The sequence below is a fragment of the Stenotrophomonas sp. YJH_SMC_135 genome, assembly GCF_059372355.1.
On the sequence record NZ_JCAFVN010000002.1, the window covers coordinates 734,146 to 760,651 of the forward strand.

At 67.3% G+C, this 26,506-nt stretch carries 21 protein-coding genes; 14 read left to right on the forward strand and 7 right to left on the reverse strand.

Annotated elements, in window-relative coordinates:
- Positions 1 to 113 precede the first annotated feature (113 nt).
- From pyk to AC5P98_RS09885, 3 genes are all read left to right on the forward strand, one after another.
- Positions 114 to 1,580 (forward strand): pyruvate kinase, encoded by a 1,467-nt coding sequence (gene pyk / locus AC5P98_RS09875; RefSeq protein WP_032959168.1) that lies wholly within the window; start codon positions 114 to 116, stop codon positions 1,578 to 1,580.
- A gap of 183 nt (positions 1,581 to 1,763) precedes the next feature.
- On the forward strand, positions 1,764 to 2,768 hold the full coding sequence (locus AC5P98_RS09880; RefSeq protein ID WP_014648233.1) for a class I fructose-bisphosphate aldolase: 1,005 nt from the start codon (positions 1,764 to 1,766) through the stop codon (positions 2,766 to 2,768).
- Positions 2,769 to 2,897: 129 nt separating this feature from the next.
- Positions 2,898 to 4,040: a hypothetical protein gene (locus tag AC5P98_RS09885; RefSeq protein ID WP_049405009.1), complete on the forward strand. Its 1,143-nt coding sequence runs from the start codon at positions 2,898 to 2,900 to the stop codon at positions 4,038 to 4,040.
- 92 nt (positions 4,041 to 4,132) lie between these two features.
- On the opposite strand, the gene AC5P98_RS09890 is transcribed toward AC5P98_RS09885, so the two are convergent.
- Positions 4,133 to 4,732 (reverse strand): O-acetyl-ADP-ribose deacetylase, encoded by a 600-nt coding sequence (locus AC5P98_RS09890; protein ID WP_014648231.1) that lies wholly within the window; start codon positions 4,730 to 4,732, stop codon positions 4,133 to 4,135.
- Between the two features lie 273 nt (positions 4,733 to 5,005).
- Complete coding sequence (gene cysK / locus AC5P98_RS09895) at positions 5,006 to 5,965, reverse strand: cysteine synthase A (RefSeq protein WP_014648230.1); 960 nt, start codon at positions 5,963 to 5,965, stop codon at positions 5,006 to 5,008.
- Positions 5,966 to 6,173: 208 nt separating this feature from the next.
- Between cysK and AC5P98_RS09900 the strand changes: the two genes are divergently transcribed.
- The 10 genes from AC5P98_RS09900 (at position 6,174) to AC5P98_RS09945 (ending at position 20,565) form a co-directional block, all read left to right on the forward strand.
- Positions 6,174 to 7,157: a LysR family transcriptional regulator gene (locus AC5P98_RS09900; RefSeq protein WP_495229987.1), complete on the forward strand. Its 984-nt coding sequence runs from the start codon at positions 6,174 to 6,176 to the stop codon at positions 7,155 to 7,157.
- Between the two features lie 615 nt (positions 7,158 to 7,772).
- Positions 7,773 to 8,192, forward strand: a complete 420-nt coding sequence (locus tag AC5P98_RS09905) for a DUF2946 family protein (protein WP_049404920.1) — start codon at positions 7,773 to 7,775, stop codon at positions 8,190 to 8,192.
- 72 nt (positions 8,193 to 8,264) lie between these two features.
- Positions 8,265 to 10,328: a TonB-dependent copper receptor gene (locus AC5P98_RS09910; RefSeq protein ID WP_049418956.1), complete on the forward strand. Its 2,064-nt coding sequence runs from the start codon at positions 8,265 to 8,267 to the stop codon at positions 10,326 to 10,328.
- 275 nt (positions 10,329 to 10,603) lie between these two features.
- Positions 10,604 to 11,710: an efflux RND transporter periplasmic adaptor subunit gene (locus AC5P98_RS09915; RefSeq protein WP_032957171.1), complete on the forward strand. Its 1,107-nt coding sequence runs from the start codon at positions 10,604 to 10,606 to the stop codon at positions 11,708 to 11,710.
- Complete coding sequence (locus AC5P98_RS09920; protein WP_049404922.1) at positions 11,707 to 14,832, forward strand: efflux RND transporter permease subunit; 3,126 nt, start codon at positions 11,707 to 11,709, stop codon at positions 14,830 to 14,832. Before AC5P98_RS09915 ends, AC5P98_RS09920 begins: the two co-directional genes overlap by 4 nt.
- Positions 14,825 to 15,427 carry a GNAT family N-acetyltransferase gene (locus AC5P98_RS09925; RefSeq protein ID WP_049404923.1) on the forward strand — a complete coding sequence of 201 codons (603 nt, stop codon included), beginning with the start codon at positions 14,825 to 14,827 and terminating at the stop codon, positions 15,425 to 15,427. The genes AC5P98_RS09920 and AC5P98_RS09925 overlap by 8 nt, the downstream gene beginning before the upstream one ends.
- A gap of 180 nt (positions 15,428 to 15,607) precedes the next feature.
- Complete coding sequence (locus AC5P98_RS09930) at positions 15,608 to 17,116, forward strand: alanine/glycine:cation symporter family protein (RefSeq protein ID WP_049404924.1); 1,509 nt, start codon at positions 15,608 to 15,610, stop codon at positions 17,114 to 17,116.
- Positions 17,117 to 17,950 (forward strand): TrmH family RNA methyltransferase, encoded by an 834-nt coding sequence (locus tag AC5P98_RS09935; protein WP_495229990.1) that lies wholly within the window; start codon positions 17,117 to 17,119, stop codon positions 17,948 to 17,950.
- A gap of 166 nt (positions 17,951 to 18,116) precedes the next feature.
- The gene (locus tag AC5P98_RS09940; RefSeq protein ID WP_049404925.1) at positions 18,117 to 19,103 is read left to right on the forward strand and encodes a hypothetical protein; all 987 of its coding nucleotides are present in this window, start codon (positions 18,117 to 18,119) and stop codon (positions 19,101 to 19,103) included.
- 10 nt (positions 19,104 to 19,113) lie between these two features.
- Entirely contained in the window at positions 19,114 to 20,565 is a 1,452-nt protein-coding gene (locus AC5P98_RS09945; protein ID WP_049404926.1) for an alanine/glycine:cation symporter family protein, read from the forward strand.
- A gap of 60 nt (positions 20,566 to 20,625) precedes the next feature.
- Here the strand turns inward: AC5P98_RS09945 and AC5P98_RS09950 are convergent, their stop codons facing one another.
- From AC5P98_RS09950 to AC5P98_RS09965, 4 genes are all read right to left on the reverse strand, one after another.
- On the reverse strand, positions 20,626 to 22,047 hold the full coding sequence (locus tag AC5P98_RS09950) for a M28 family peptidase (protein ID WP_049404927.1): 1,422 nt from the start codon (positions 22,045 to 22,047) through the stop codon (positions 20,626 to 20,628).
- Positions 22,048 to 22,292: 245 nt separating this feature from the next.
- A complete protein-coding gene (mscL, locus tag AC5P98_RS09955) occupies positions 22,293 to 22,697 on the reverse strand; it encodes a large-conductance mechanosensitive channel protein MscL (RefSeq protein ID WP_049404928.1) in 405 nt (134 codons plus the stop codon).
- A gap of 54 nt (positions 22,698 to 22,751) precedes the next feature.
- Positions 22,752 to 23,468, reverse strand: coding sequence for a fumarylacetoacetate hydrolase family protein (locus AC5P98_RS09960; protein WP_019660190.1), 717 nt, complete (start codon positions 23,466 to 23,468; stop codon positions 22,752 to 22,754).
- Positions 23,469 to 23,543: 75 nt separating this feature from the next.
- On the reverse strand, positions 23,544 to 23,825 hold the full coding sequence (locus AC5P98_RS09965) for a hypothetical protein (RefSeq protein WP_005410817.1): 282 nt from the start codon (positions 23,823 to 23,825) through the stop codon (positions 23,544 to 23,546).
- Positions 23,826 to 24,003: 178 nt separating this feature from the next.
- Between AC5P98_RS09965 and AC5P98_RS09970 the strand changes: the two genes are divergently transcribed.
- A complete protein-coding gene (locus tag AC5P98_RS09970) occupies positions 24,004 to 24,339 on the forward strand; it encodes a Rieske (2Fe-2S) protein (protein ID WP_049404929.1) in 336 nt (111 codons plus the stop codon).
- A gap of 303 nt (positions 24,340 to 24,642) precedes the next feature.
- Here the strand turns inward: AC5P98_RS09970 and AC5P98_RS09975 are convergent, their stop codons facing one another.
- Positions 24,643 to 26,490 (reverse strand): SLC13 family permease, encoded by a 1,848-nt coding sequence (locus tag AC5P98_RS09975; RefSeq protein ID WP_032957191.1) that lies wholly within the window; start codon positions 26,488 to 26,490, stop codon positions 24,643 to 24,645.
- Positions 26,491 to 26,506 lie beyond the last annotated feature (16 nt).

Genomic DNA, 26,506 nt, shown 5'->3' on the forward strand with positions numbered 1-26,506 from the left:
GACAATGTCCGTTGCATGACCTGCGGAGTCAGGCAGCACAAGGCTGTAACCGTATACATGCGGCGTGAAGGATGTGCTAATTTCCGTTCTTTAACGGGAGAGGCCCATCCACCATGTTCGAGCGTCAGCGTCGCACCAAGATCCTTGCCACCCTCGGTCCGGCCACTGATCCGCCGGGCGTGCTGGAGGATCTTTTCCGCGCCGGCGTCAATGTGGTGCGCCTGAACTTCAGCCATGGCGATCCGTCCGGCCAGGCCAAGCGTGCTGCCGAAGTGCGCGCCGCGTCGGCCCGCGTGGGCGTGGAAGTGGGCATCCTGGCCGACCTGCCGGGCCCGAAGATCCGCATCGAGCGCTTCGCCGAAGGCAAGGTGCAGCTGAAGGCGGGTGACCGCTTCGACCTGATCGCCAGCGAGAACGCCGGCCCGGGCAACGCCAGCCAGGTGGGCGTGAGCTACCTCGGCCTGCCGCAGGACGTGGGCCCGGGTGATGTGCTGCTGCTCGACGACGGCCTGATGCAGCTGCAGGTGGTGGAAGTGCAGGGCGAGCGCATCGTCAACACCGTGCTCAACGATGGTGTGTTGTCCGACCGCAAGGGCCTGAACAAGCAGGGCGGCGGCCTGTCGCTGGGTGCCCTGACCGAGCGCGACAAGGAACTGATCGGCATCGTTGCCAAGATCGGCGTGGACTTCATTGCCGTGTCGTTCTGCCGCAACGCGCAGGACATGAACGACGCGCGCGACATTGCCCGCTCGCACGGCTGTGATGCCGCCCTGGTGTCGAAGATCGAGCGCACCGAGGCGATCGAGAACCTGGAAGAAATCGTCGAGGCCAGCGACGTGGTGATGGTTGCCCGTGGCGACCTTGGCGTGGAAATCGGCGATGCCGAGCTGCCGGGCCTGCAGAAGAAGATCATCAAGGCCTCGCTGGCGCAGAACAAGGTGGTGATCACCGCCACGCAGATGCTGCAGTCGATGGTGGAAAGCCCGATCCCGACCCGCGCCGAAGTGCTGGACGTCGCCAACTCGGTCATCGACGGTACCGACGCGGTGATGCTGTCGGCGGAAACCGCCGCCGGTGCCTACCCGGTCAAGGCGGTGGAAGCGATGGCACGCATCTGCCTGGGTGCCGAGCGCCAGTTCCAGACCGAGACCGATTTCAACGCCTCGCCGCGCAACCTGGAACGTGCCGACCAGGCAATTGCCATGGCCACCATGTTCCTGTCGCAGCATGTGGGCGTGCGCGCGATCGTGGCCATGACCGAATCCGGCGGCACCGCGCGTTACCTGTCGCGTTTCCGCGCCAAGGCGCCGGTGTTCGCGGTCACCCGCCACGACGGCGCGCGTCGCCAGATGGCGCTGATGCGCGATGTGTTCCCGATCAACTTCGACAGCCGCGGCCTGACCCCGCGCGAAGCGGCGCGCGGCAGCATCCGCCTGCTGGTCGAATCGGAACTGCTGCAGGCCGGTGACCGCGTTGTGTTCACCAGCGGCGAGCACATGGAAACCCATGGTGCCACCAACACCCTGCGCCTGCTGGAAGTGGGCGAGGATGGCCGCGCCATCGGCCTGGGCGATCTGTAAGCCCTGACGGTCGGGTCGGCGCTGCTGATCTGGGGTCAGAGCCCCTGCGGGGATCTGACCCCATGCCGCAGGACATCCTTTGTCCTGCGTAGACGTGGAAGCGTTTCCATCCTGTCCTCCACGGCGAGGCAACGGGCAGCAGGGCTATACTTACGTTTTTCCCGCACCCGCCACAGGAAATACATGAGCATCGAACAGCTGGCTGAAACCGCCCAGGCCATGGTCGCCCCGGGCAAGGGCATCATCGCGATCGACGAATCCACCGCTACCATCGCCAAGCGTTTCGCCGGCGTCGGTATCGAGAACACCGAGGAGAACCGTCGCGCCTACCGCGAGCTGCTGCTGACCACGCCGAAGCTCAACGAGCACATTTCCGGCGCCATCCTGTACGACGAGACCATCCGCCAGTCGACCAAGGACGGCGTGCCGTTCGCCAAGTACATGGCCGACCACGGCATGATTCCGGGCATCAAGGTGGACAAGGGTGCGCACCCGCTGGCCGGCTGCCCGGGCGAGCTGGTGACCGAAGGCCTCGACGGCCTGCGCGAGCGCCTGCAGGAGTATTACAAGCTGGGCGCGCGCTTCGCCAAGTGGCGTGCGGTCATCAACATCGGGGAGAGCATCCCGTCGGGCACCTGCATCGAGTCCAACGCCCATGCGCTGGCCCGCTATGCAGCGCTGTGCCAGGAATGCGGTCTGGTGCCGATGGTCGAGCCGGAAGTGATCATGGACGGCGACCACGACATCGAAACCTGCTACGAAGTCACCGAAGCTACCCTGCGCTCGCTGTTCGACGCGCTGTACCAGCAGAACGTGCTGCTGGAAGGCACCATCCTGAAGGCCTCGATGGTCATCTCCGGCAAGGACTGTGAAGAGCAGGCCGATGTCGAGGAAGTGGCCGAGTCGACCGTGATGTGCTTGAAGAGCACCGTGCCGGCGATCCTGCCGGGCGTGGTGTTCCTGTCCGGTGGCCAGAGCGACGAGCAGTCCACCGAGCACCTGAACGCGATGAACCAGCTGGGCAACCTGCCGTGGCCGCTGAGCTTCTCCTACGGCCGCGCCATGCAGCAGGCCGCGCTGAAGCTGTGGGCCAAGGACATGAAGGGCAACTACGCTGCTGCCCAGAAGACGGTGTACGAGCGCGCCAAGGACAACGGCCTGGCCGCGCTGGGCAAGTGGAACGGTTGATCCGTCCCATCGCCGGATGAACAAGGCAGCGCCGGCATCACGCCGGCGTTTGCTTTTGCGGGTATCTTTTCCGCCCCCGCGTGCCTGGCCGGTATGCGGGAACCACATGGAAGGCCAAGGAGAAACAACATGCGTTTGGCAGCAATCACACTGGCCGTTGCCACGGTCCTGGTCGCCAGCGGTTGCAACCGCATCGGCGGCGGCGCGGACGCGGGCAAGGCCGCGTCACTCGATTTCGACAAGCCGGTATCCGGCGAGATCACCTCGCGCAGCGGCATCAACTACAACGACGGCAGCCACCACCAGCTCTACCAGATCAAGCTGGAAGACAAGCAGCTGGTCGGGCTGAAGCTGACCGGTTCGCTGAGCGGCTCGATCGCCGTGTTCAACAACGGCAGCCTGGTGGCCAGCAGCAACTCCGGCTACGAGCGCGAAGGCGACGTCTCGGTGGCCTTCCGTGCCAACGGTGGCGGCACCTACCAGGTGGCGGTCAACGCCAACGGCTCGACCGACTACGGTCCTTACCGCCTGCGCGCCGAGAAGCTGGTGCCGTACGACGGCAAGCCGCTGGCGGGCAGCGGCGAGATCGTCGACATGCTGGCCGGGGGTTCCCAGGACTACACCCTGCAGGTGGACAAGGCCGGCCTGTACGAGATCCGCCTGGTGTCGGATGTCTTCGATCCGGTGCTGAAGCTGTCGGGCCAGGGCGTGGATGCAGAGAATGACGATGGCGGCGACAGCACCAACTCGCGCCTGACCCTGTCACTGAAGCCGGGCAAGTACACCCTGACCGCGCGCGGCCTCGGCGACGGCGTCAGCGGCATGTTCACCCTGTCGGCCAACCGCATCGAGCTGCCCGGCAATCTGGTCGAGCGCGATGGCACGGCACTGCCGAAGTCGGGCAGCGTGTACACGATGCTCGACAACGATGGCCGTCGCCGCTTCCTGCTGTCGCTGGACCGCCCGGCCGATGTGCGCCTGGATGCGATTTCCAGCCAGGTTGATACCGTGCTGCGCGTGGTCGGCGGCGATGTCGAGCTGACCGACGACGATGGTGGCAACGGCACCAATTCGCGCTTGGAAGAGACCCTGCCGGCCGGTCATTACACGGTCGACGTGTCCAGCCTGAACAATGGCGCGGGCATGGTGGAAGTGCGCGTGCAGGTGGATGGCGCCAGCGCCGATGGGGCTGCGGCCTCGGCGGCACGCGCCGCAGCCGACGCAGCCGCCGTGGCCGATGACGCCGCCGCGGTGGAAGCTGCCAGCCGTTGAGCGTGACCCACGCCATGCGTGGCTGATCACAACGGTGCAACGGAAAAGGCCGGGTACTGCCCGGCCTTTTTCTTTACGTCGCGCACTGGGATTCAGTGCGCGGCGGCAAAACCCGCATCACCCAGCGGCGGCAGCATCGACCCGCGCGGTTCGCTGTCCGCGCTTTGCCCGGCGGCGCTCAACGCCTGCTGGTAGGCCTTGGCCGTAGCGGTATTGAACGCCACCAGCACGATGCGCATCGGTTGCGCATGGCTGCGCTGCCACGCCAGTGTTTCGGTCACTGCGATCTGCGCCGCCTGGTACAGCGGATAGCCATAGACGCCGCAGCTGATCGCCGGGAACGCGATCGACTGCACGCCCAGCGACTCGGCCAACTGCAGCGACTTCCAGTAGCAGTTGGCAAGCAGCGCCGGTTCGTCGCGCTGGCCGTCATGCCAGACCGGGCCCACCGTGTGCAGTACATGGCGCGCCGGCAGCGCATGCGCGCTGGTGGCGCGCACTTCGCCCGTCGGGCAACGCACGCCCGGGCGCAGCTCCGGCAACTGCGCGCACTCGGCCAGCAATGCGGGGCCGGCCGCGCGATGGATCGCGCCGTCGACACCGCCGCCACCGAGCAGTGTTTCGTTGGCCGCGTTGACGATCGCATCCACCGCCAGGGTCGTGATGTCACCCTGCCAAACCTCGATCTTCATGCGTCCGTCTCCTGCCTGTGAGGTGATCCGCGCATCATCTGCGCCGGCTGTTCCCACGGTAGGGGACAGGGCATCGATACTGCGTCATGACCGTCTCACGCGCTGCGATCCGACGGCCTTCACGCACGATGGCGGGCGACGCCTTCACGCAGGCTGAAGCAGAACGGGGTCAGATCCTTTCCCGCATGGGAAAGGCTCTGACCCCTGTCGCTGATCCACGCGGGTGGGGTCAGAGCCCTTTCCCTGCGGCAAAGGGATCCGACCCCGGGCGGTTTACGGCAGGCCGGCCAGCCAGTCGTCGTCGGAGCCTTCGTTGACATCGGCGAACAGCGGCGTGGAGAAATAGCGTTCACCGGTGTCCGGCAGCATCGCCAGGATCACCGCGCCGGGTTCGGCGCGGGCAGCCACGTCCAGCGCGCTGGCCACGGTGGCACCGGCAGAGATGCCGACGAAGATGCCTTCCTCGGCGGCCAGGCGGCGCGCGGTGGCGATCGCGCGGTCATCTTCGACCGAGACCAGTTCGTCCACCACATCGCGGTTGAGCACGTCCGGCACGAAGTCCGGGGTCCAACCCTGGATCTTGTGCGGCTTCCAGTCATCGCCCTTGAGCAGGGCGGCGCCGGCCGGCTCGGTGGCGATGATGCGGGTCTGCGGGCGCGCGACCTTCAGCACTTCGCCCACACCAGTGAGCGTGCCGCCGGTGCCCCAGCCGCTGACGAAATAGTCCAGCCGCTTGCCGGCGAAGTCGCGCAGGATTTCCGCGGCGGTGGTGTTGCGGTGATAGGCCGGGTTGGCCGGGTTGGCGAACTGGCTGGCCAGGAACCAGCCGTGCTGTTCGGCCAGTTCGGCTGCCTTGCGCACCATGCCGCTGCCGCGTTCGGCGGCCGGGGTCAGGATCACCTTGGCACCATAGGCACGCATCAGCTTGCGGCGCTCGACCGAGAAGGTCTCGACCATGGTCGCCACGAACTTGTAGCCGCGCGCTGCGGCGACCATCGCCAGTGCCACGCCGGTATTGCCCGAGGTGGCCTCCACGATGGTGTCGCCCGGCTTGAGCAGGCCACGCGCTTCAGCGTCGAGGATGATCGCCAAAGCCAGGCGGTCCTTGACCGAGCCGCCCGGATTGAACGACTCGACCTTGGCGTAAACGCTGACCTGCGGCGGTGCCAGACGCTGCAGCTTGACGATGGGGGTGTTGCCGACGGTGTCGAGGATGGAGTCGTACAGGGCCATGGAAGCGCTCCGGAAACGGGGCCGCGCCGGGCTTCGGCGGGCGAAGGGGGAGGGCTGGCCGTTCAGGCCAGCGGCTGCCGGCTGACCGTAGCGCCGGCATATGACGCCCGGAAATGACCAGATACCTTTCTTAAACAACCTTTGGTTATAAGCTGGTGACGGCAATTGACCCTAGAGTGGACCTCCGCCCCACGCCGCCTGCCTGCCCATGACGCTGACCCAGCTGCGCTACCTGGTTGCCATCGCCGACGCCGAGCTGAACATCACGCTGGCCGCCTCGCGCGTGCACGCCACCCAGCCCGGCTTGTCCAAGCAGCTCAAGCAGCTGGAGGACGAGCTGGGTTTCCTGTTGTTCGTGCGCAAGGGCCGCAGCCTGGAGTCGGTCACCCCCGCCGGTACCGAGGTGATCGCCCGCGCCCGCGCCGTGCTGGCCGAGGCCAACAACATCCGCACCTACGCGGCCAACCAGCGGCGCGAGAGCCAGGGCCAGCTGATCCTGACGACCACCCACACCCAGGCGCGCTTCGTGCTGCCGCCGGCGGTGGCGGCGATCAAGCAGGCTTACCCGCAGGTGAGCGTGCACCTGCAGCAGGCCGGTGAAGCCGACGCGCTGGATCGCTTGAACCAGGGTGACGCGGATATCGCCATCATCAGCACCGCTGGGGGAGAGCCCACCGATGGCATCGCGGTGCCACTGTTCCGCTGGCGACGCCTGGTGGTGGTGCCCAAGGGCCACCCGCTGGACCGCGCCGGGCGTGCACCGGACCTGGCCGCGCTGGCCCGGCAACCATTGATCAGCTACGAATCCTCGACCCGCCCGAATTCGTCGCTGCAGCGTGCGTTTGCCGCCAACGGGCTGGTGCCGGATCTGGCGCTGACCGCGCTGGATGCCGATCTGATCAAGACCTATGTGCGTACCGGCCTGGGCGTGGGCCTGCTGGCCGAAATGGCGGTCAGTTCCAACGACGAAGACCTGAGGGCGTGGCCGGCGCCGGACCCGATCAGCGAATGCATCGCCTGGGCGGTGCTGCCGCGCGACCGCGTGCTGCGTGATTACGCGCTGGAGCTGGTGCATGTGCTGGCACCGCAGATCGATCCCCGCGACCTGCGGCGGGTGCTGGATGGCAACCAGGCGGCCGCGTGGCCGGTGCCACCGACCTGGAAATCACTGACCCAGACCATCACGGTGTGAGGGGTTGGTCGAGCAGGGCTTGCAGCCCTGCACCTGCCGCGGCATTCAAGCAACAGCAACAGCAACAGCAGAAGCGGCATTCCGTGGGTTGGCGGGGCGGTGTCGGAGTGCGGGGACGCTGCAAGTACGTCCCTGTAAGCTTGGCAGCCGCATCCATGCGGCTGACACCCCGCACTCCGACACCGCCCCACCTCTGACAGATCTTCGCGGCTGTTGGTAGGTGTCGACCTTGGTCGACACGGTAGATCCACGCCATGCGTGGATGAAAGCTGTCAGATATCGAAATACATCTGGGGTCAGATCCGTTTTCCTTCGGAAAACGGATCTGACCCCAAAGCCGTTCCAACAGACCGCAGGAAACTGTCGAAGGCGGGGCGGGTCCGGTTGCGGGAGTGTCCGCGGCATGGATGCCGCGGCCAAGCCCCCATGGATGGGTTTACGGCGTCTCCCGCAACCGGACCCACCCCGCCTACCCACAGGAACCCGCTTTTGCTGTTGCTTCGGCTCTTGCCGTGGACGTGGCCTCTGCAGGTGCAGGGCGCAGCCCTGCCGATAAATCCCTCCTGCGACGGTTCGTCGCACGGGCAACCCTGGACCCGGCTCTACACTAGCGGGATGACCCGGCTGTCCCGCCCGCAGCGCCTTCTGCTCCAGCTTGCCGTCCTGGCGACGCTGCTGATGGTGCTTGCGCCGCTGGTCAGCCGCGCGCTGCAGGCGCCATCGGTGGGCCACGCTGCGATGGCCGGCATGGACCACGCGCACATGCATCACGATGGCGCCGGATTGGGTCAGAGCCCTCTGCATGGGCAGAGGGATCCGGCCCCACCGGCCGATCCCCACGCCATGCACGGCGAAGCCTGCGAATACTGCGTGCTGGCGATGCGCCTGCTGCCGTGGCTGGCCGTGCTGGTGCTGCTGTTGCCGCTGTTGTGGCGGCCGCGGCTGGTGTTCCCCTGGTCGCGGCAGGTGCTGCCCGCGCTGTGCTGGCCGGCGCATGCCGCGCGTGGGCCGCCGCCTTTCTCCATCGTTCGCTGATGTCCCTGTCGAATCTGCCGCACGACGCCTGACCGGGCGCCGTGCGCGCCTGCGTACCTTGGAGCTGTTCCGATGAAAATGACTTCCCGCCCCGCGGGCGCCTGTGCGCGCCTGCCGGTTGCCCTTGGCCTGGCCGCAGCTGCAACGCTCGCCCATGCCGCGCCCGCCGAAGAGGCGCGTACCCTCGACACCCTGGTGGTCACCGCTGCCGCACCGTCCTCGCCACTGCACTGGGTGACCGACCCACGCCTGCCGCGGCAGCCGGTACCCGCCAGTGATGGCGCCGATTACCTGAAGACCGTTCCCGGTTTCTCCGCCATCCGCAACGGTGGCACCAACGGTGACCCGGTGCTGCGCGGCATGTTCGGTTCGCGCCTGAACATCCTCAGCAATGACGGCAACCTGATCGGTGCCTGCCCGTCGCGCATGGACAATCCGCTGTCCTACATCGCGCCGGAGAGCTTCGACCGGCTGACCATCATCAAGGGCCCGCAGAGCGTGCGCTGGGGCGCAGGTGCCTCGGCTGGCACCGTACGCTTCGAGCGCGATACACCGCGCTTCGAAGAGCCGGGCCTGCGTGCCGATGCCAGTGCGCTGGTCGGTTCGCGCAACCGCAACGACCAGGTGCTCGACCTGACCCTGGGCAACCCGACCGGCTATGTGCGCGCCAGTGGCAACCGTTCCGAAGCCGATGACTACAAGGACGGCCACGGCGATGTGGTGCCATCGAAGTGGCGCAAGTGGAACGGTGACGTGGCGATCGGCTGGACGCCGGATGCCGACACGCTGCTGGAAATTTCTGCCGGTGCCGGAGATGCGATCGCACGCTATGCGGGACGCGGCATGGACGGGGCCGCGTTCGAACGCACCAGCTATGCCGCGCGCTTCGAGAAGCGCAACCTGCCGGGTGCGTGGGACACGGTGCAGGCCAACGTGTACTACAACGAGGCCGATCACGTGATGGACAACTATACGCTGCGTGCGCCGAACCCGAACAGCACGATGCCGATGCCGATGGCTTCGAACGTGGATCGCCGTACCCAGGGCGGCCGGGTCAGTTCCGAGTGGCGCTGGCAGGACGTGCAGCTGGTGGCGGGCGTGGACGGCGAAGACAGCCGCCATCGTGGGCGCATGGGCATGGGCCGCGGCACCTATCGCCAGGTGGCGTGGGAGACCGATGCCCACTTCCGCCGCAATGGCGTGTTCACCGAGTTGACCCTCGGCGCCGGCACCGATCAGCGTTGGATCAGCGGCCTGCGCATCGATCGCGCCAGCGTGCGCGACGAGCGGCAGTCGCTCCGCGGAATGATGGGCAACATGCCCAATCCGACTGCGGGCCAGCGTCGCAAGGAATGGCTCGGCAGTGGTTTCCTGCGCTACGAGCAGGATCTGGCCGACGGCCTGACCTGGTACGCCGGCCTCGGCCACAGTGAACGCATGCCCGACTACTGGGAGCTGTTCTCGCCCGACCACGGCCCGGCCGATGCGGTGAACGCGTTTGCCGGCATCCAGCCCGAGCGCACCACCCAGCTCGACGCTGGCCTGCAGTACAAGGGACCGCGCGTGCAGGCCTGGGTCTCGGCGTACGCCGGGCAGATCCAGGACTACATCCTGTTCACCTACCACCGCAGCGGCGCGATGGGGATGAGCCAGGCCAGCAACGTCGATGCGCGCATCGCCGGTGCCGAGGCGGGGCTGGAAGTGAGCGTGGCCGAACAGTGGAAGCTGGGTGGCACGCTGGCCTATGCCTGGGGCGAGAACCGCGACCAGCAGCGTCCGCTGCCGCAGATGCCGCCGTTGGAAGCGCGCCTGAGTGCGAACTGGGAAGGCCAGCGCTGGAGCGCCGGTGCGCTGCTGCGCGCGGTGACCCACCAGCATCGTGTCGCAGATGGCCAGGGCAACGTGGTCGCGCAGGATCTCGGGCCGAGCGCGGGCTTTGCCACCTTCGCGCTCAACGCGGCGTACCGTTTCGGTTCGCAGCTGCAGCTCAGCGCAGGCGTCGACAACCTGTTCGACCGCGCCTACAGCGAGCACCTGAACCTGGCCGGCAGCGCCGACTTCGGGTTCCCGGCCGACCCGGTGCGCATCAACGAGCCGGGGCGCAGCGTGTGGATGAAGCTGAACTACCGGTATTGATCCGCCGGGTGTAAAAAAAAACGGGGCCGGATCCCCGCCAGGATCCGTCCCCGCCCGACGCCCTCCGTCGGGCAGCTTCGACTCTACGATGACTGACCCGGTGGTGCACGACGGGATACACCCCGATACACGCCGACACTGCCCATGGCAGCCTTGCACGGAATGGGTTCAAGGCGCTATCGCAGCCCTGGTTCCACGCCGGTAAACGCTTGGCACATACCGCTTTCAGGGGCACTTGCCTACACTCGGCGGCCGTGGATCAATTTGGACCGTTCATGTTGGCTCGTATCGCTTCGACCCTGGCCCTTGGCCTCAGCCTGGCCGTGCTGGCCGGGTGCGCAGGCAAACAGGAGGCCGCCGCGCGTCGGCAGGGAGAAGCGGTGCCGGTCACTGCGCAGGTCGTGCAGTCCCGTCAGTGGAGCGACACCCTGCAGGCGCTTGGCACGGCCAAGGCGCGCGAATCGATCAGCGTGACCGCCAAGGTCAGCGAGATCGTCGAGAAAGTGCATTTCGAAAGCGGCCAGCACATTGCTGCCGGTGCGCCGATCGTGACCCTGCGTGGGCAGGCCCAGGAGGCCGCACTGGTGCAGGCGCAGGCGACCTTCCATGAAGCCGATCAGCTGTACAAGCGCCAGCGCGAGCTGGCCGCCCAGCGGCTGGTGTCCAGCGCCACGCTGGATACGCAGAAGTCGATCCGCGATGCCGCCGAAGCGCGCGTGATGCAGATGCAGGCAGACATCGGTGATCGCCGTGTGCGCGCGCCGTTCGCCGGCGTGCTCGGCATCCGCCAGGTCAGCCCTGGCTCGCTGGTGACTCCGACCACGGTCATCGCCACGCTCGATGACATCGAGCACATGCACATCGATTTCCAGGTGCCTGAAGTGGAACTGGCTGCGCTGGGCGTCGGTGACAAGGTCAGCGCCACCAGCGTGGCCTGGCCGGGCCGCACCTTCGAGGGCGTGGTCAGCACCATCGATGCGCGCATCGACCCGGCCACCCGTGCCGTGACCGTGCGCGCCGACTTTGCCAACGGCGACCATGCGCTGCGTCCTGGCATGCTGCTGGACGTGCGCCTGTTCCGCCCCGAGCGCCCGGCGCTGGTGATTCCGGAAATCGCCGTGGTGCAGGTCGGTCGCGATACCTTCGTGTACCGCATCAAGGCTGACGACAGCGTCGAGCGTGTGGACGTGGTAACTGGCGCGCGCCGTGCCGGCGTGGTCGAGATCAGGCAGGGTCTGGAAGCGGGCCAGCGCATCGTGGTCGATGGCACCGGCAAGCTGCGTCCGGGCCTGAAGGTTGCCGCCAAGGACGCAGCGCCCGCCAGTGGTGCAAAGCCCGCTGAAGACGCTGCGCCGGCCGCGGCCGAGGGCCACGGCGGATGAAGCTGTCCGACATCTCCATCCAGCGGCCGGTGTTCGCCGTGGTGATGAGCCTGTTGCTGCTGGTGCTGGGCGTGATGTCCTTCACCCGCCTGACCCTGCGCGAACTGCCGGCCATCGACCCGCCGATCGTCTCGGTCTCGGTGGACTACACCGGCGCCTCGGCGGCGGTCATTGAAAGCCGCATCACACAGGTGCTGGAAGATGCGCTGGCCGGCATCGAAGGCATCGATACGATCAATGCGCGCAGCACCAACGGCCGCTCGCAGGTCAGCATCGAGTTCACCTCCAACCGCGATATCGAAGCGGCGGCCAACGACGTGCGCGATGCGGTCAGCCGCGTGGCCGACCGCATGCCGGAAGAGGCGCGGCCACCGGAGATCGCCAAGGTCGAAAGCGATGCCGACCCCATCATCTGGTTCAACATGGTCTCCTCGACCATGGACACGCTGGAGCTGAGCGACTACGCCGACCGTTACGTGGTCGATCGCTTTTCCAGCCTCGATGGCGTGGCCCAGGTCCGCATCGGCGGCCGCCAGCGCTATGCGATGCGGATCTGGCTGGACCGGGACCAGCTGGCCGCACGCGGGCTGACCACCGGCGACGTGGAAACCGCGCTGCGCAACGAGAACGTGGAGCTGCCGGCCGGCCGCATCGAGTCGACCGACCGTGATTTCACCCTGCGCGTGGAGCGCAACTACATCAAGCCCGAAGACTTCGCGACCATCCCGCTGGGCAAGGGCCGCGACGGTTACGTGGTGCGCATGGGCGACGTGGCGAAGATCGAGCTGGCCTCGGCCGAACGCCGCGCGTACTACCGCAGCAACGGCGAACCGGGCATCGGCTTGGGCATCGTCAAGACCTCCACGGCCAACTCGCTGGACGTGGCGCGTACCGCGCGCGCTGAAGCCGAGCGGGTGGCGCTGACCCTGCCCAAGGGCACGCAGATCTTCGTCGCCTTCGACAACACCACCTTCATCGAAGCGGCGGTGGACCGCGTCTACGCCACGCTGGTGGAAGCGATGATCCTGGTGCTGGCGGTGATCTGGCTGTTCCTCGGCAGTTTCCGCGCCGCGTTGATCCCGGCGGTGACGGTGCCGGTCTGCCTGGTCGCGGCGTTCATCGCGCTGTACGCGTTCGATTTCTCGATCAACCTGCTGACCCTGCTGGCGCTGGTGCTGTGCATCGGCCTGGTGGTGGACGATGCGATCGTGGTGGTGGAGAACGTGCAGCGCCGCATCGACCTGGGTGAGCCACCGCTGGTGGCCTCCAAGCGCGGCACCGCGCAGGTCGCCTTCGCGGTGATCGCCACCACCGCCGTGCTGGTGGCAGTGTTCCTGCCGGTCGGCTTCCTGGAAGGCAACACCGGGCGCCTGTTCCGCGAGCTGGCAGTGGCGCTGGCCGCCGCCGTGGCGTTGTCCGCGTTCGTGGCGCTCACACTGACGCCGATGATGGCCTCCAAGCTGCTCAAGCCGCACACCGGGCAGGCGCCACGTGGCCTGCACGGCTTCATCAACCGCAACCTGGAACGCCTCGCGGGTGCCTATGGGCGGGTGCTCGATCACCATGTCGACCGCACCTGGATCTACCTGCTGGTGATGGCGGCCGCGCTGGTCGCCAGCTGGGGCCTGCTCAAGCTGCTGCCCTCGGAACTGGCGCCGGCCGAAGACCGCGGTTCGTTCCAGATCATGATCGACGGCCCGGAAGGTGCCGGCTACGACTACACCGTGCAGCAGGTGCAGCAGGTGGAGGCGCTGCTGGCCCCGCATGTCGGCCCGGACAAGCCGATCGTGCGTGCCAACCCGCGCGTGCCCGGTGGCTTCGGTGCCAGCGAGGAAATGCACACCGGCCGCGTCAGCATCTTCCTGCAGCCGTGGCGCCAGCGCAGCGAGGCCACGCCGGACGTGGCCAACGAACTGCAGAAGGAACTGGACACCATCCGCGGCGTGCGTGTGCGTACCCAGGTCGGTGGCGGCCTGGTGCGCAGCGGCGGGCAGCCGTTCCAGATCGTGCTGGGTGGGCCGGAATACGCGGAGATCGCGCAGTGGCGCGACCGCATCCTGCTGCGCATGGCCGACAACCCCGGCCTGGTCGGCCCCGACTCGGACTACAAGGAAACCCGGCCGCAGATGCGGGTCAACATCGACCGCCAGCGTGCGGCCGATCTCGGCGTGCCGGTCACCGCGATCGGTTCGGCGCTGGAAACCATGATGGGCTCGCGCCGCGTCACCACCTTCGTCGACAACGGCGAGGAGTACGACGTGCTGGTGCAGGCCGGACGTGACGGTCGCGCCAGCCCGGCCGACCTGGCCGCGATCCGCGTGCGCGCCACCTCTGGCGAGCTGGTGCCGCTGTCCAACCTGGTCACGTTGAGCGAAGTGGCCGAGGCCGGCACCCTGAACCGCTTCAACCGCCTGCGCTCGATCACCATCAGTGCCGGCCTGGCGCCGGGCTATCCGCTGGGCGAGGCCATTGCCTGGGCGCAGAGCGTGGCCCAGGAAGAGCTGCCGCAGTACGCGCAGGTGAACTGGAAGGGTGAATCGCGCGAGTACCAGAGTGCCGGTGGCGCCGTGCTGCTCACTTTCGCTATGGCCCTGCTGGTGGTCTACCTGGTGCTGGCCGCGCAGTTCGAGAGCTTCATCCACCCGCTCACCATCATGCTGACCGTGCCGCTGGGCGTGCTCGGCGCGCTGGTCGGGTTGTGGGTGAGTGGCGGTACGGTGAACCTGTTCAGCCAGATCGGCATCGTGATGCTGGTTGGCCTGGCCGCGAAGAACGGCATCCTCATCGTCGAATTCGCCAACCAGCTGCGCGACGATGGGCGCAGCGTGCGCGAGGCGATCATTGAATCGGCGATGGTGCGCCTGCGCCCGATCCTGATGACCTCGATCGCCACCGTGGTCGGCGCCATTCCGCTGGTGGTGGCCGGTGGTCCCGGTTCGGCCAGCCGTGGCACGATCGGCATCGTGATCATCTTCGGCGTGACCCTCTCGACCTTCCTGTCGCTGTTCGTGGTGCCGGCGTTCTACGCGCGGCTTGCCCCGTACACCCGTTCGCCGGAAGCGGTGAAGCGCGAGCTGGAGAAGCAGGAAGCGGAATCGCCGTCGGTGGGCGGCCATGCCTGACCGGCACACCGACGGGATCGGGTCCCTCGCTGACGGGGTCGGACCCCTTTCCCAAAGGGAAAGGGCTCTGACGCCACTTCGAGGCGACGGCTTCCAGCTGCGCCCCTGGCGCCCCGATGATCTGGAATCGCTGCTGCGCCACGCCAACGATCCCGAGGTGTCGCGCGGCCTGCGCGACCGTTTCCCGTACCCGTACACGCGCACCGATGGCGAGGCCTTCCTCGCCGGCCGCGTGCTGGCCCCCGGAACCCTGAACCTGGCCATCGAGATCGACGGCCAGGCCTGCGGCAGCGTCGCTGCCCAGCAGGGCATGGCCGAGCGTGGGCACACCGCCGAACTGGGCTACTGGCTGGGCCAGGCCTATTGGGGGCACGGCGTGATGACCCGTGTGGTCGGGCTGTTCGCACCGTGGGTGATGGACGAGCTGCGCCTGTTCAGGCTGCAGGCCACGGTCGTCGACTTCAACCTCGGCTCGGCGCGGGTGCTGGAGAAGAACAGCTTCCAGGAGGAGGGCGTGGAGCGCTGCGCGGTCTACAAGCGCGGCGTGCTGCACGACCTTCGCCGTTTCGCCCGGGTACGCACCCAGCTGCCGTGAACACGCGGGCTGGCCGCTGTAGAGCCGAGCCCATGCTCGGCTGCCCTCGGGGGGCCAAGCCGAGCATGGGCTCGGCTCTACAAAACAGCGCTACCGCAGCGGCCTGCGATCAGGGAGAATCGACCGGTCCCTTCCAGCCGACGGGACGTCCTTACAACCCGCCGACTGGAGAGAGCGCGCGTGGAAGCAACCGTACACTTCATCAACAGCATCATCTGGAGCAAGGCACTGATCTTCGTGTGCCTGGGCGCCGGCCTGTTCTTCAGCCTGCGCACGCGCTTCATGCAGATCCGTGGCTTCTTCGAGATGTGCCGCCTCACCGTCAAGGGTGAGAAATCCGACGCCGGCGTGTCCTCGTTCCAGGCCCTGGCCATGTCGATGGCCGGCCGCATGGGCATCGGCAACATCGCCGGCGTGGCTACGGCCATCGCCTTCGGCGGCCCCGGTGCGATCTTCTGGATGTGGGTGATGGGCTTCCTCGGCGCGTCCACGTCGTATGTGGAATGCACCCTGGCGCAGATCTACAAGACCAAGGACGCCGAAGGCCGCTACCGCGGTGGCCCGGCGTACTACATCGAAAAGGCCATGGGCCTGAAGTGGTACGCGCTGGCCTTCGCCATCGCCACGATCATCGCCGCCGGCTTCCTGATGCCGGGCGTACAGGCCAACGCCATTGCCGACAGCATCATCAACGCCTGCCGTGGCACCGCGCTGTGCGGTCCGCTCGATGGCCAGGCCTTCGGCATGGAGTCGGTGCAGGCGCTGAAGCTGGGCATCGGCATCGTGGTGGCGCTGCTGCTGGGCGTGGTGATCTTCGGTGGCGTCAAGCGCATCGCCAACTTCGCCGAAGTGGTGGTGCCGTTCATGGCCGCCGGTTTCATCCTGATGGCCATCGTCATCATGATCATCAACTACGACCGCGTGCCGGAGATGTTCAACATCATCTTCAGCAGCGCCTTCGGTACCCACGCCGCGTTCGGCGCGATGATGGGCCTGGCGGTGGAGTGGGGCATCAAGCGCGGCATCTATGCCAACGAAGCCGGCCAGGGCTCGGGCCCGCATGCAGCGGCCGCCTCGGAAGTCTCGCACCCGGCCAAGCAGGGCTACGTGCAGGCCTTCGCGATCTACTTCGACACCATGATGGTGTGCACCGCCACCGCGTTCCTGATCCTGGCCAGTGGTACCTACAACGTGTACTCGCCGGTGGAGGGCGCCGCGCCGATCTTCCAGGGCCTGGCCGGTATTCCCGAAGGTGCGGGCTACGCCCAGGCCGGCGTGGAAGCGGTGCTGCCGGGCTGGGGTTCGGCGTTCGTGTCGATCGCCATCTTCTTCTTCGCCTTCACCACCATCATGGCGTACTACTACATGGCCGAGACCAACCTCAGCTATGTGAACCACAACAGGAAGCGCCCGCTGACCGTGCTGGTGCTGCGCCTGGGCATCATCGGCATGGTGGTGTTCGGCGCGTTCCATAATGCGACCCTGGCCTGGGCGCTGGGTGACATCGGCGTCGGCCTGATGGCCTGGCTGAACATCATTGCCATCCTCATCATCCAGAAGCCGGCGATGCTGGCCCTGCGTGACTACGAACGACAGAAGAAGCTGGGCCTGGATCCGGTGTTCGACCCTGATGCCCTGGGCATCAAGAACGCCGATTTCTGGCGCCAGCGCAAGCAGGAGAGTGTGTAAGTGAACAACCCTTGGAACAACCGCCGCCCGTCCGCCCGTCCGCCGCGCGCAACGCCGTTGCCGCGCCCGGAGGTGCCGGCCACGGGCGGTGGTGGGCGCGGTGGCAGCGACGAGCTGCGCCTGTACGGCCTGAATGCCGTGCTGGCCGCGTTCGAAGCGCGGCCACAGGCGCTGCGCAAGCTGTACCTGCTGGAGGCGCGCATTCCGCGCCTGCAGCCGCTGCTGAAGTGGTGCGTGGCCAACCGCGTGGGGTATCGCGTGGTTGAAGACGGCGATCTGAACAAGCTTGCCGGCACCACCCACCACGAAGGCGTGGTGGCCGATGTGCTGCGCGCACCGGCGCTGCCGCTGGCGCAGTGGCTGGAGCAGGTCGGCGACGGCCCGGCGCTGGCGCTGTGGCTTGATGGCGTGGGCAACCCGCACAACCTCGGTGCGATCCTGCGCTCGGCCGCACACTTCGGCGCCAAGGCGCTGCTGCTGCCGGGCGGCAGCACGCTGGCGCTGTCCGGTGCCGCCGCGCGCGTGGCCGAGGGCGGTGCAGAAGCGGTGCCGCTGGTGCAGCTGCCGGAGACCGCCCAGGCGATGACGCAGCTGCGTGCGGCCGGCTTCGGCCTGGCGGCGACCCTGGTGGAGGGCGGTGACGACGTGTTCCGCACCTCGCTGCCGGCCCGCCTGGTGTATGTGATGGGCGCCGAAGGCGAGGGCATGGACCGCAGCCTGGCGGGAGCGTGCGACCAGCAGGTCTCGATTCCCGGCAGCGGCGCGGTGGAGAGCCTGAACGTGGCCTCGGCCACGGCGGTACTGCTGGCGCAGTGGGCGAGCCGCCGCGGCTGATCCGGTATCCCGGGTCGGATCCCTCGCCGCAGGCGAGGGCGCTGACCCCTTCCAGGGTCCGTAATTGCGTCAAGCGCGCATGACGTTTTGAAAGTTTCCTTATTGGTCAGCCGCTTCCGGCAACGCAGGGTGGAACTCCATCCCACGTTGTCCAGAAGAGGCTGCCATGCATCACCCACGCTGTATCCTCATCGCATTGCTGGTCCTGACCAGCGTCCTTGCCAACGGCCGTGCCGCAGCCAGCGAACGCAGCCTGGACGGCGTCAACTTCACCGGGCCGCTGATCACCCCCAACCCGGCTGGCCTGCCGCAGGGCAACTGGTACATCGAACCCTATCTGGTGCGGATCGACAGCCGCGATCATTACGACGATGGCGGCCATCGCCGCCGCAGTGGGCAACGCAGCGGCGCATGGGCAACGGTGGTACCGATCATCTACGGCTTCAGCGACCGGGTGATGGGGCAGGTCAATCTCAGTGCATCGCGTGCCGAACAGGGCGGCGCGCGCAGCAGTGGTTTCCGTGCCGGTGACACCACCGCGCGCCTGCAGTACCTGTTGCAGGCGCCCAATGCCGATGGCACGCGTCCGGCCATCTCGGTCGCGCTGGTGCAGCGCTTCAGCACCGGCAGCCATGACCGCATCACCGGCAATCCGCTCGATGCGCAGGGCGACGGTGTGCAGCGCACCACTGCCGCATTGGGCGTGCAGCAGGTGGTCTGGCTGGGTAACGACCGCCCGCTGCGCTGGCGTGCCCAGCTTAGCGCCGGGCCTGCGCCGTCGCGGACGGCGATCTCCGGGGCCAGCGTCTACGGCACCGACGACAGCTTCCAGGGGCACATCTCCCGGGGGTCGGTGCTGGGCCTGTCGGTCGGCGCCGAGTACAGCTTCAATCCGCGCTGGGTGGGCGTGATGGAAGTGGCCGCCAGCCGCGAGACCGGCCAGCGCCTGAGGGGTTTCGCGCGCAACGCCAGCGGTGGTTTCGAACGCATCGACGAGCATCGCCCGGCCAGCCGCAGCGTCACCCTGGCGCCGGCCGTGGAGTACCACTTCAGCCCGTCACTGGGCCTGATCGCCGGCGTCGAGTTCAGCGTGGCTGGCCGCAACACCGGCCGCATCATCAGCCCCCAGGTCGCCCTGGGCATGTTCTTCTGAGGGGCCGCCGATGAACATCGAATCCATCGTCAACGCGATCCTTGGCGTCGTCTGGAGCCCCTACCTGGTGGTGCTGTGCCTGCTCACCGGCCTGTACTTCAGCGTCCGCACGCGCTTCATCCAGCTGCGTGCATTGCCGGACATGCTGCGCCTGATGTTCCGCCATGAGCGCTCCGATGCCGGCGTGTCGCCGTTCCAGGCGTTGTCCCTTTCGCTGTCCAGCCGCGTGGGCGTGGGCAACATCGCCGGCGTCGCCATGGCCATCGCCTTCGGCGGGCCCGGCGCGATCTTCTGGATGTGGATCGTCGCCTTCCTCGGCGCCTCGAGCGCCTTCATCGAGTCCACGCTCGCGCAGATCTACAAGGAGCGCGACGGCAAAGGACAATACCGGGGTGGCCCGGCGTACTACATCGAAAAAGGCCTCGGCCAACGTTGGTATGCAGTGCTGTTCGCATTGGTGACGGTGCTGGCGGGCGCGATGCTGGCCGGCACGCAGTCCAATGCGATCACCAGTGCGGTGAACGAAGCCTGGGACGTGCCGGTGATGACCACCACGGCGGTTCTGCTGGTGGTGCTGGGTGCCATCCTCATCGGCGGTGTGCGGCGCATTGCGCGCGTGGCCGAATGGGTGGTGCCGCTGATGGCCGTGGCCTACCTGCTGGTCGCGGCGCTGGTGATGGTGCTCAACGCGGACAGGGTGCCGGAGGTGATCATGCTGGTGCTGCGCAGTGCATTCGGCGTGGATGCGGCGTTCGGCGCGATGATCGGCACCGCCATCCAGTGGGGCGTGCGCCGTGGCGTGCTGTCCAACGAGGCCGGCATGGGCAGTGGTGCGCATCCGGCCGCCGCCGCGGAAGTCTCGCATCCGGTCAAGCAGGGCCTGGTGCAGTCGTTCTCGGTCTACATCGACACAATGGTGGTGTGCAGTGCGACCGCCTTCCTGATCCTGTCCACCGGCCTGTACAACGTCTACGACCCGTCGGTGAACGGCATTCCGGATGAGGCGCGCCTGCTGCTGGGCAATCTGCCGGGCGTCGAGGCCGGGCCACGCTTCGTGCAGCATGCGGTGGAATCCGCGCTGCCGGGCTTCGGCCGTTCGTTCGTGGCGCTGGCGATCCTGCCGTTCGCGTTCACCACCATCCTGGCGCTGTACTACATGGCCGAGACCAACGTCAGCTATCTGTGTCGCGATCGGCCGACGCCGTGGGTGATGGGCAGCTTCCAGCTGCTGTTCCTGGCAGCGACCGGCTACTCGGCGGTGAACAGTGCAACGGTGGCCTGGTCGCTGGGTGACATCGGCGTCGGCCTGATGAGCTGGCTGAACATCATCGCCATCCTGCTGTTGCAAAGGCCTGCCCTGGCCGCACTGCGCGATTACGAGGCGCAGAAGCGCAAGCAGCGTGATCCGCTGTTCAAGCCGCAGACGATCGGGGTAAGCAACACCCGGGTCTGGGAGAGCTAATACGATCAGGGGTCAGATCCCTCGCCAAGGGCGAGGGCTCTGACCCCCTGTGTCACCGCATCACTCGTTCGGCGGCGTGGTCGCCTTGGCCTCGCTGCCAAAGCTGCCGTCGGCTTCCGCCGCCAGGTACGCGAACACGGTATACGCGGCCACGTTCTGCGCCAGCGCCTTCGGGTCGATCTTGTCCAGCGTGTCGTCGGCGGTGTGGTGCAGGTGGAAGTAGTCCGAGCCATCCTGCGCCAGCCACGCCCACGCACCGCCCTTGGCGGCCAGCGGGCCGACGTCGGGGCCCGGGCCACCCTTGTCGGCCTGGTACTCGATGCCCAGCGGCTTCATTACTTCGGCAATCTGCTTCGTCGCTTCACGCGAGCCTTCCGGATTCGGTGAACCGGTATTGAAGGCGTAGATGCGGCCTGCGCCGAAGTCGCTCTCGGCGGCCAGCTGGTGCAGGGCCACGTCCTTGGCGTGTGCCTCGGCATAGGCCTTGCCGCCGTAGAGGCCCTGTTCCTCGTTGGCGAAGGCGATCACGCGGATGGTGCGCTTCGGTGCCTGCTTGAGCTGGCCGATCAGGTGGCCGGCGGCCATGGTGATGCCCACGCCCGCGCCGTCATCCACGGCGCCGGTGCCCAGGTCCCACGAATCCAGGTGACCACCGATCACCACCACTTCCTTCGGCAGGCTGCGGCCGGTGATCTCGCCGATCACGTTGTACGAGGTGGCGGTGCCGTCCCAGCCGCAATCCAGTGCCACCTTCACCGTGGTGCTGCCACGGGCCAGCAGGCGGGCCAGCTGGTCGGCATCGGGCACTGACAGCGCGGCCGACGGCACCGGGGTCAGGCCGTCATCGAAACGGGTGATGCCGGTGTGCGGCACGCGGTGCGAGTCGGTGCCGGCCGAGCGCATCAGGAAGCCGACCGCGCCCTTGCGGATGGCTTCGGACGGGCCCTTGCTGCGGATCGCACCGCCGCGGCCGTAATCGCGGCCATCGCGGAAGGGCAGCATCTGGTAATCGACGAAGGCGATCTTGCCCTTCAGCGAACCTGCCGGTGCGGCCTGCAGCGCGGCCAGGTCGGGGAAGCGCACCACCTCGGCTTCCACGGTGCCCCCCGGGCTGCCGCCCAGTGCGGTGATCTGCAGCGGCTGCGGGTTCCTGCCGGTCACGGCGGCGTGTTCGCTGCGGCGCTCCCATTTCGGGAACGTCACCGGCTCCTTCCACACCTTGTCGAAGCCCAGGGCCTTGAACTTGGCTTCGGCCCAGGCAACGGCGCGGGCATCGGCTTCGCTGCCGGCAATGCGCGGACCAATCTCGGTGGTGAGCGACTCGACCACCTTCCAGCCGGTGTCATCGGCCAGCGCCTGGTCGCGCAGCTGCGCGGCGGTCGCCAGCGAGGCGGGGGGCAGGGTGGTGGTGCGCGGTGCCGCGAAGGCCGGGACGGCCAGCAGGGCGAGGGAGGATGCGATGGCAAGGACGCGGCGACGCATGGACAACTCCGGGAAGGGACCTAAGCCTTGGAGCTTAACAGTCGTTCAGCCCGGCGCATGGGCGGGAGGTCATGGCTGGCGCGGATGCTGTTTTCCGCCAGATGCAGCAAAGCGAAAGCCCCGCCGGAGCGGGGCTTTCGCCTGCTTCTGTAGAGCCGAGCCCATGCTCGGCTGCCTTTTGCAGATCAGCCGAGCGTGGGCTCGGCTCTACAGGTGGGAGGGGCGCCCATACGCGCCCGGTACCCTTACTTCTTCAGGCTGTCGCGGATCTCGCGCAGCAGCACCACTTCTTCGGCCGGCGCCGCCGGTGCCGCTTCCTTCTTGCGCGACAGGCGGTTGATCGCCTTGACCACGAGGAAGATCGCGAAAGCCACGATCACGAACTGGATGACGGTGTTGATGAAGTCGCCGTAGCCAACCACCACCGCCGGGATCTCCTTGCCATCCGGTCCGAGCCGGGCTGGCGACAGCGTCCAGGCCAGGCTGGAGAAGTCCACGCGGCCGATCAGGTAGCCCAGCGGCGGCATGATGATCTTCTCGACCAGTGCGGTCACGATCTTGCCGAAGGCCGCGCCGATCACCACGCCGACGGCGAGGTCGATGACGTTGCCGCGCATCGCGAATTCCTTGAACTCGGTGAGCATTCCCATTGTTGTTTTTCTCCGGTGGGGAAGTGGACAGCGCGCAGGGTAGCGCAGGTGATGTCAGCCGGCGATCACGCCGTGGCGCTCGGCCACGTTTTCCAGGCGCGCGCTGAAGCGGTCGCCGGGCTTGAGCGCGGCCACGCCGGACGGCGTGCCCATGAACACCAGGTCGCCGGCACGCAGCTGCCACAGCTTGGACAGCTCATGCAGGATCTCCGGCACGTTCCAGATCATCTGGTCGAGCAGAGCCTGCTGGCGCACCTCGCCGTTGACCTCCAGCGACAGGTTCAGCGCGGCCAGGTCGCCGACTTCCTCGGCGTGGACGATTTCGCTGATCGGCGCGGAGGCGTCGAAGCCCTTGGCCGCGTCCCACGGGTGGCCCTTGTCCTTGGCCGCGGCCTGCAGGTCGCGGCGGGTCAGGTCCAGGCCGACGGCATAGCCGTAGACCAGTGCGTCGGCGTCGGCCACGGCCAGCTCGCCGGCGGGCGCATCGCGGCCGATCGCCACCACCAGCTCCACTTCGTGGTGCAGGTTGGCGGTCGCTGGCGGGTAGGGGATCGCATCGTCGTGGCCGACCACGATCGCATCGGCCGGCTTGCTGAAGAACATCGGGCGGCCACGGTCATCGGCCGCCGGCACTGCCGCACCCATTTCGCGGGCGTGGTCGGCAAAGTTGCGGCCGACGCAGTAGATGCGGTGCACGGGGAAACTGCCACCACCGGCTACCGGCACACGCGGCAAGGCTACGGCAGGGATCACATCGGAGACATCGGACATGCGGGCATCCAGGAAGGGCGTGCCCGCAGTCTAGAACGCATGGCGCCCGCCGTCAGCGGGCGCGCAGGAGGTGGATCAGCGCGAGGCCGGCAGCACCGGCTTGCGTACCACGCGGTACTCGCCTTCGACCACGGTCGGGTCGACCGGGCGGGCAACACCCGGCTTGCGCGAGGCCAGCAGCTTCCACGCCAGGCCGACCAGGATCATCGCCGCACCGACGAACACACCGATGAACACCATCGCGGCCAGGATCGCCAGGCCAAGCAGGCCCACGGCAACGCGCACCAGCGGGTGGCGCGGCTTGCGCGGCGCGAACAGGGTGCGGAACTGGTTGAAGGCGGATGCGCGATTGAACATGGCGGCTCGATAGGCTGGGATCAGCGAAACCAGAGTATCGGGACGCGCCACTGTCATTGAGTGAAAAACTCGTTAAATATAGCCTGTGCTTATTACGGATCAATGACTTGTGTTCATGTCGCAGCCAGTCACCTGAGTGGGCATGCGACAATGCGGGTTTACCGTACGAGCCTTCGCCATGACTGCCGCTGCTGCCCTGATCGCCCTGGATGCCATTGCCGATGGCGCGTTTGCCGAGGTCGAAGCGGTGGTCGATGGCGATGCCGAATCGCTGGTGCTGTACCGCGACGGCGCGCAGGTGCGCGCATTCCTGAACATCTGCCCGCATGCCGGCCGCCGCCTGGACTGGGCGCCGGGGCAGTTCCTGAAGAGCCGCGAGGGCCACCTGGTGTGCGCCGCGCATGGCGCGTCGTTCGCGCTGGACAGTGGCGACTGCATCGCCGGCCCGTGCAAGGGCGACCGCCTGCGCGCGGTGCCGGTGGGCGTGCGCGACGGGCAGGTCTACCTGGCTTGAGGCCAGAAGCAGTCGAGCACGGCTCGACGCTACAAAAGCCGTGTCGACCAAGGTCGACAGCTACCAGAGCGAGATCCGTGCCGACCAACGGTCGGCACCCACCACCAGCCGCGTGAAACTGTCGAAGGCGGCGCACTGTGGGTTTGCGGGGTGTGAGCGGCATGGATGCCGCGGCCAAGCCCCCATGGATGGGTTTACGGCGTCCCCGCAAACCCACAGTGCCCCGCCATCCCACGGAATGCCCGCTGTTGCTGTTGCTTCGGCTTCTGCAGGTGCAGGGCGCAGCCCTGCCGATCAAGTCCCTCAGAACATCAGGTTGATCATCAGCACCACCACGCAGGTGTAGATCAGCGACAACGGGCCGCCGACCCGCCACATCTCGCGCGGGGTGTAGTTGGCCGGGCCGGTGATCATCGAGATCACCGGGTTGGAGGCCGTCATCAGGTTGTTGGACGCCGACAGCGCCACGATCAGCGCGAACGCGGTCGGGTTGCCACCCGCCGCCAGTGCCAGGTTCACCGCAATGGGGACCATCACGATGGTCGCGCCCACATGGCTGATCACCAGCGAGAACGCCGTGGTCAGCAGCGCCAGCGCCACCTCCAGCACCCACACCGGAATGCCGGTCGGCAGCTTGTCGATGGTATGGCCGGCCACCCACGCGGCCGCACCGCTGGAGTCCATCGCCCAGCCGAGCGGAATCAGCCCGGCCATCATGAACACCGTCTTCCAGTTGATCGAGGCATAGGCCTCGTCCATGCGCAGCACGCCGGTCAGCAGCATGCCGGCCACGCCGGTCATCAGCGTCAGCGCCACCGGCAGCTTGCTGGTCAGCGCGATCAGGATGGTCAACGCGAAGATCGCCATCGCGATCTTGAACTTGTGCGGGCGCTGCTCGCCGGTCGGGTAGTCGGTCACCACCACGAAGTCGCGGCTCTTGGCAGCCTGCGCCAGGTCGGTCCAGATGCTGTGGAACACCAGCATGTCACCGGCGCGCAGCTGCACGTCACGCACGTCCTCGCGGATCACCTGCTTGTCACGGTTGATCGCCAGCAGGCTGATGCCGCGCTCCTTGCGCAGGCGCAGGTCGGCCGCACTCTTGCCGATCACGTTCGAGGTCGGCGGCACCACCGCCTCGGAAATGCCGGCGCGGCTGGGGTTGAACAGGTCGCCCAGGTGCTTCAGGCGCGAGGACATGCGCAGGAACTGGTTCTGCGCGAAGTCGCTGATCTGCTGGCGCGGGCCCATCGCACCGAGCACGCTGCCGACCCAGATGCGCATCTCCGCCGGCGGCGCCAGGCGGGTGTCATTGCCGGTCTTCAGGGCCAGCAGCAGTGGCGCATCGTGCAGGGTCTCGGCCTCGCCCAGGGTCATGCCGACCAGCGGGCTTTCGGCGCTGACCACCAGCTCGAACACATCGCCTTCGATGCCGTAGGTCTTGGCAAAGTAGCTCTCGGTTCGCGCCGGGGTGACCCCGTCGTTGACCAGGTTTTCTTCCTCGATCAGCTTGCGGTCGCCGTAGTAGCGGAAGTACAGCAGCGAGGCGACCAGCAGTGCCACGCCGATCGGCAGCGGCGCGAACATGCGCAGCGGCTCGATGGTGGCCAGGCCGGAGGGCAGGTTGTTGTTGGCCGAGGCCAGCAGATCGTTCAGCAGGATCAGCGGCGAATTGCCGACCATGGTCAGCGCGCCGCCCATCACGATCGCCGCCGAGATCGGCAGCAGCAGGCGCTGCATCGTCAGCCCGGTGCGCGCTGCCAGTCGCGAGGCGACCGGCAGGTACAACGCCATCACCGACGGGTTCTGCATGAAGGATGAATTCAGGCCGGCGATGGCCGTGGTCATCATCAGCAGCCGCTGCTCGACACCGTGGCCGCGCCGCAGCAGCCAGGCGGCCAGCCGGTTCAGCGCCCCGGTGCGGTCCAGACCCGCACCGAGGATGGTGGTGGCGATGATGCTCATCACCGCGTTACCGGAGAAACCGCCGAAGATTTCCTCCGGCGCGATCAGTCCGGTGACACCGAGCACCACCAGCACCACCAGCGCGACCACGTCGGCGCGGATGCGCTCGAACAGGAACATCGCCATCGTGAAGCCGACCAGCCCGAGCACGAGCTTCATGTCGTTGGTCAGCGTCAGCGCGGTATCCATGTGGGGCGCGGCGTCC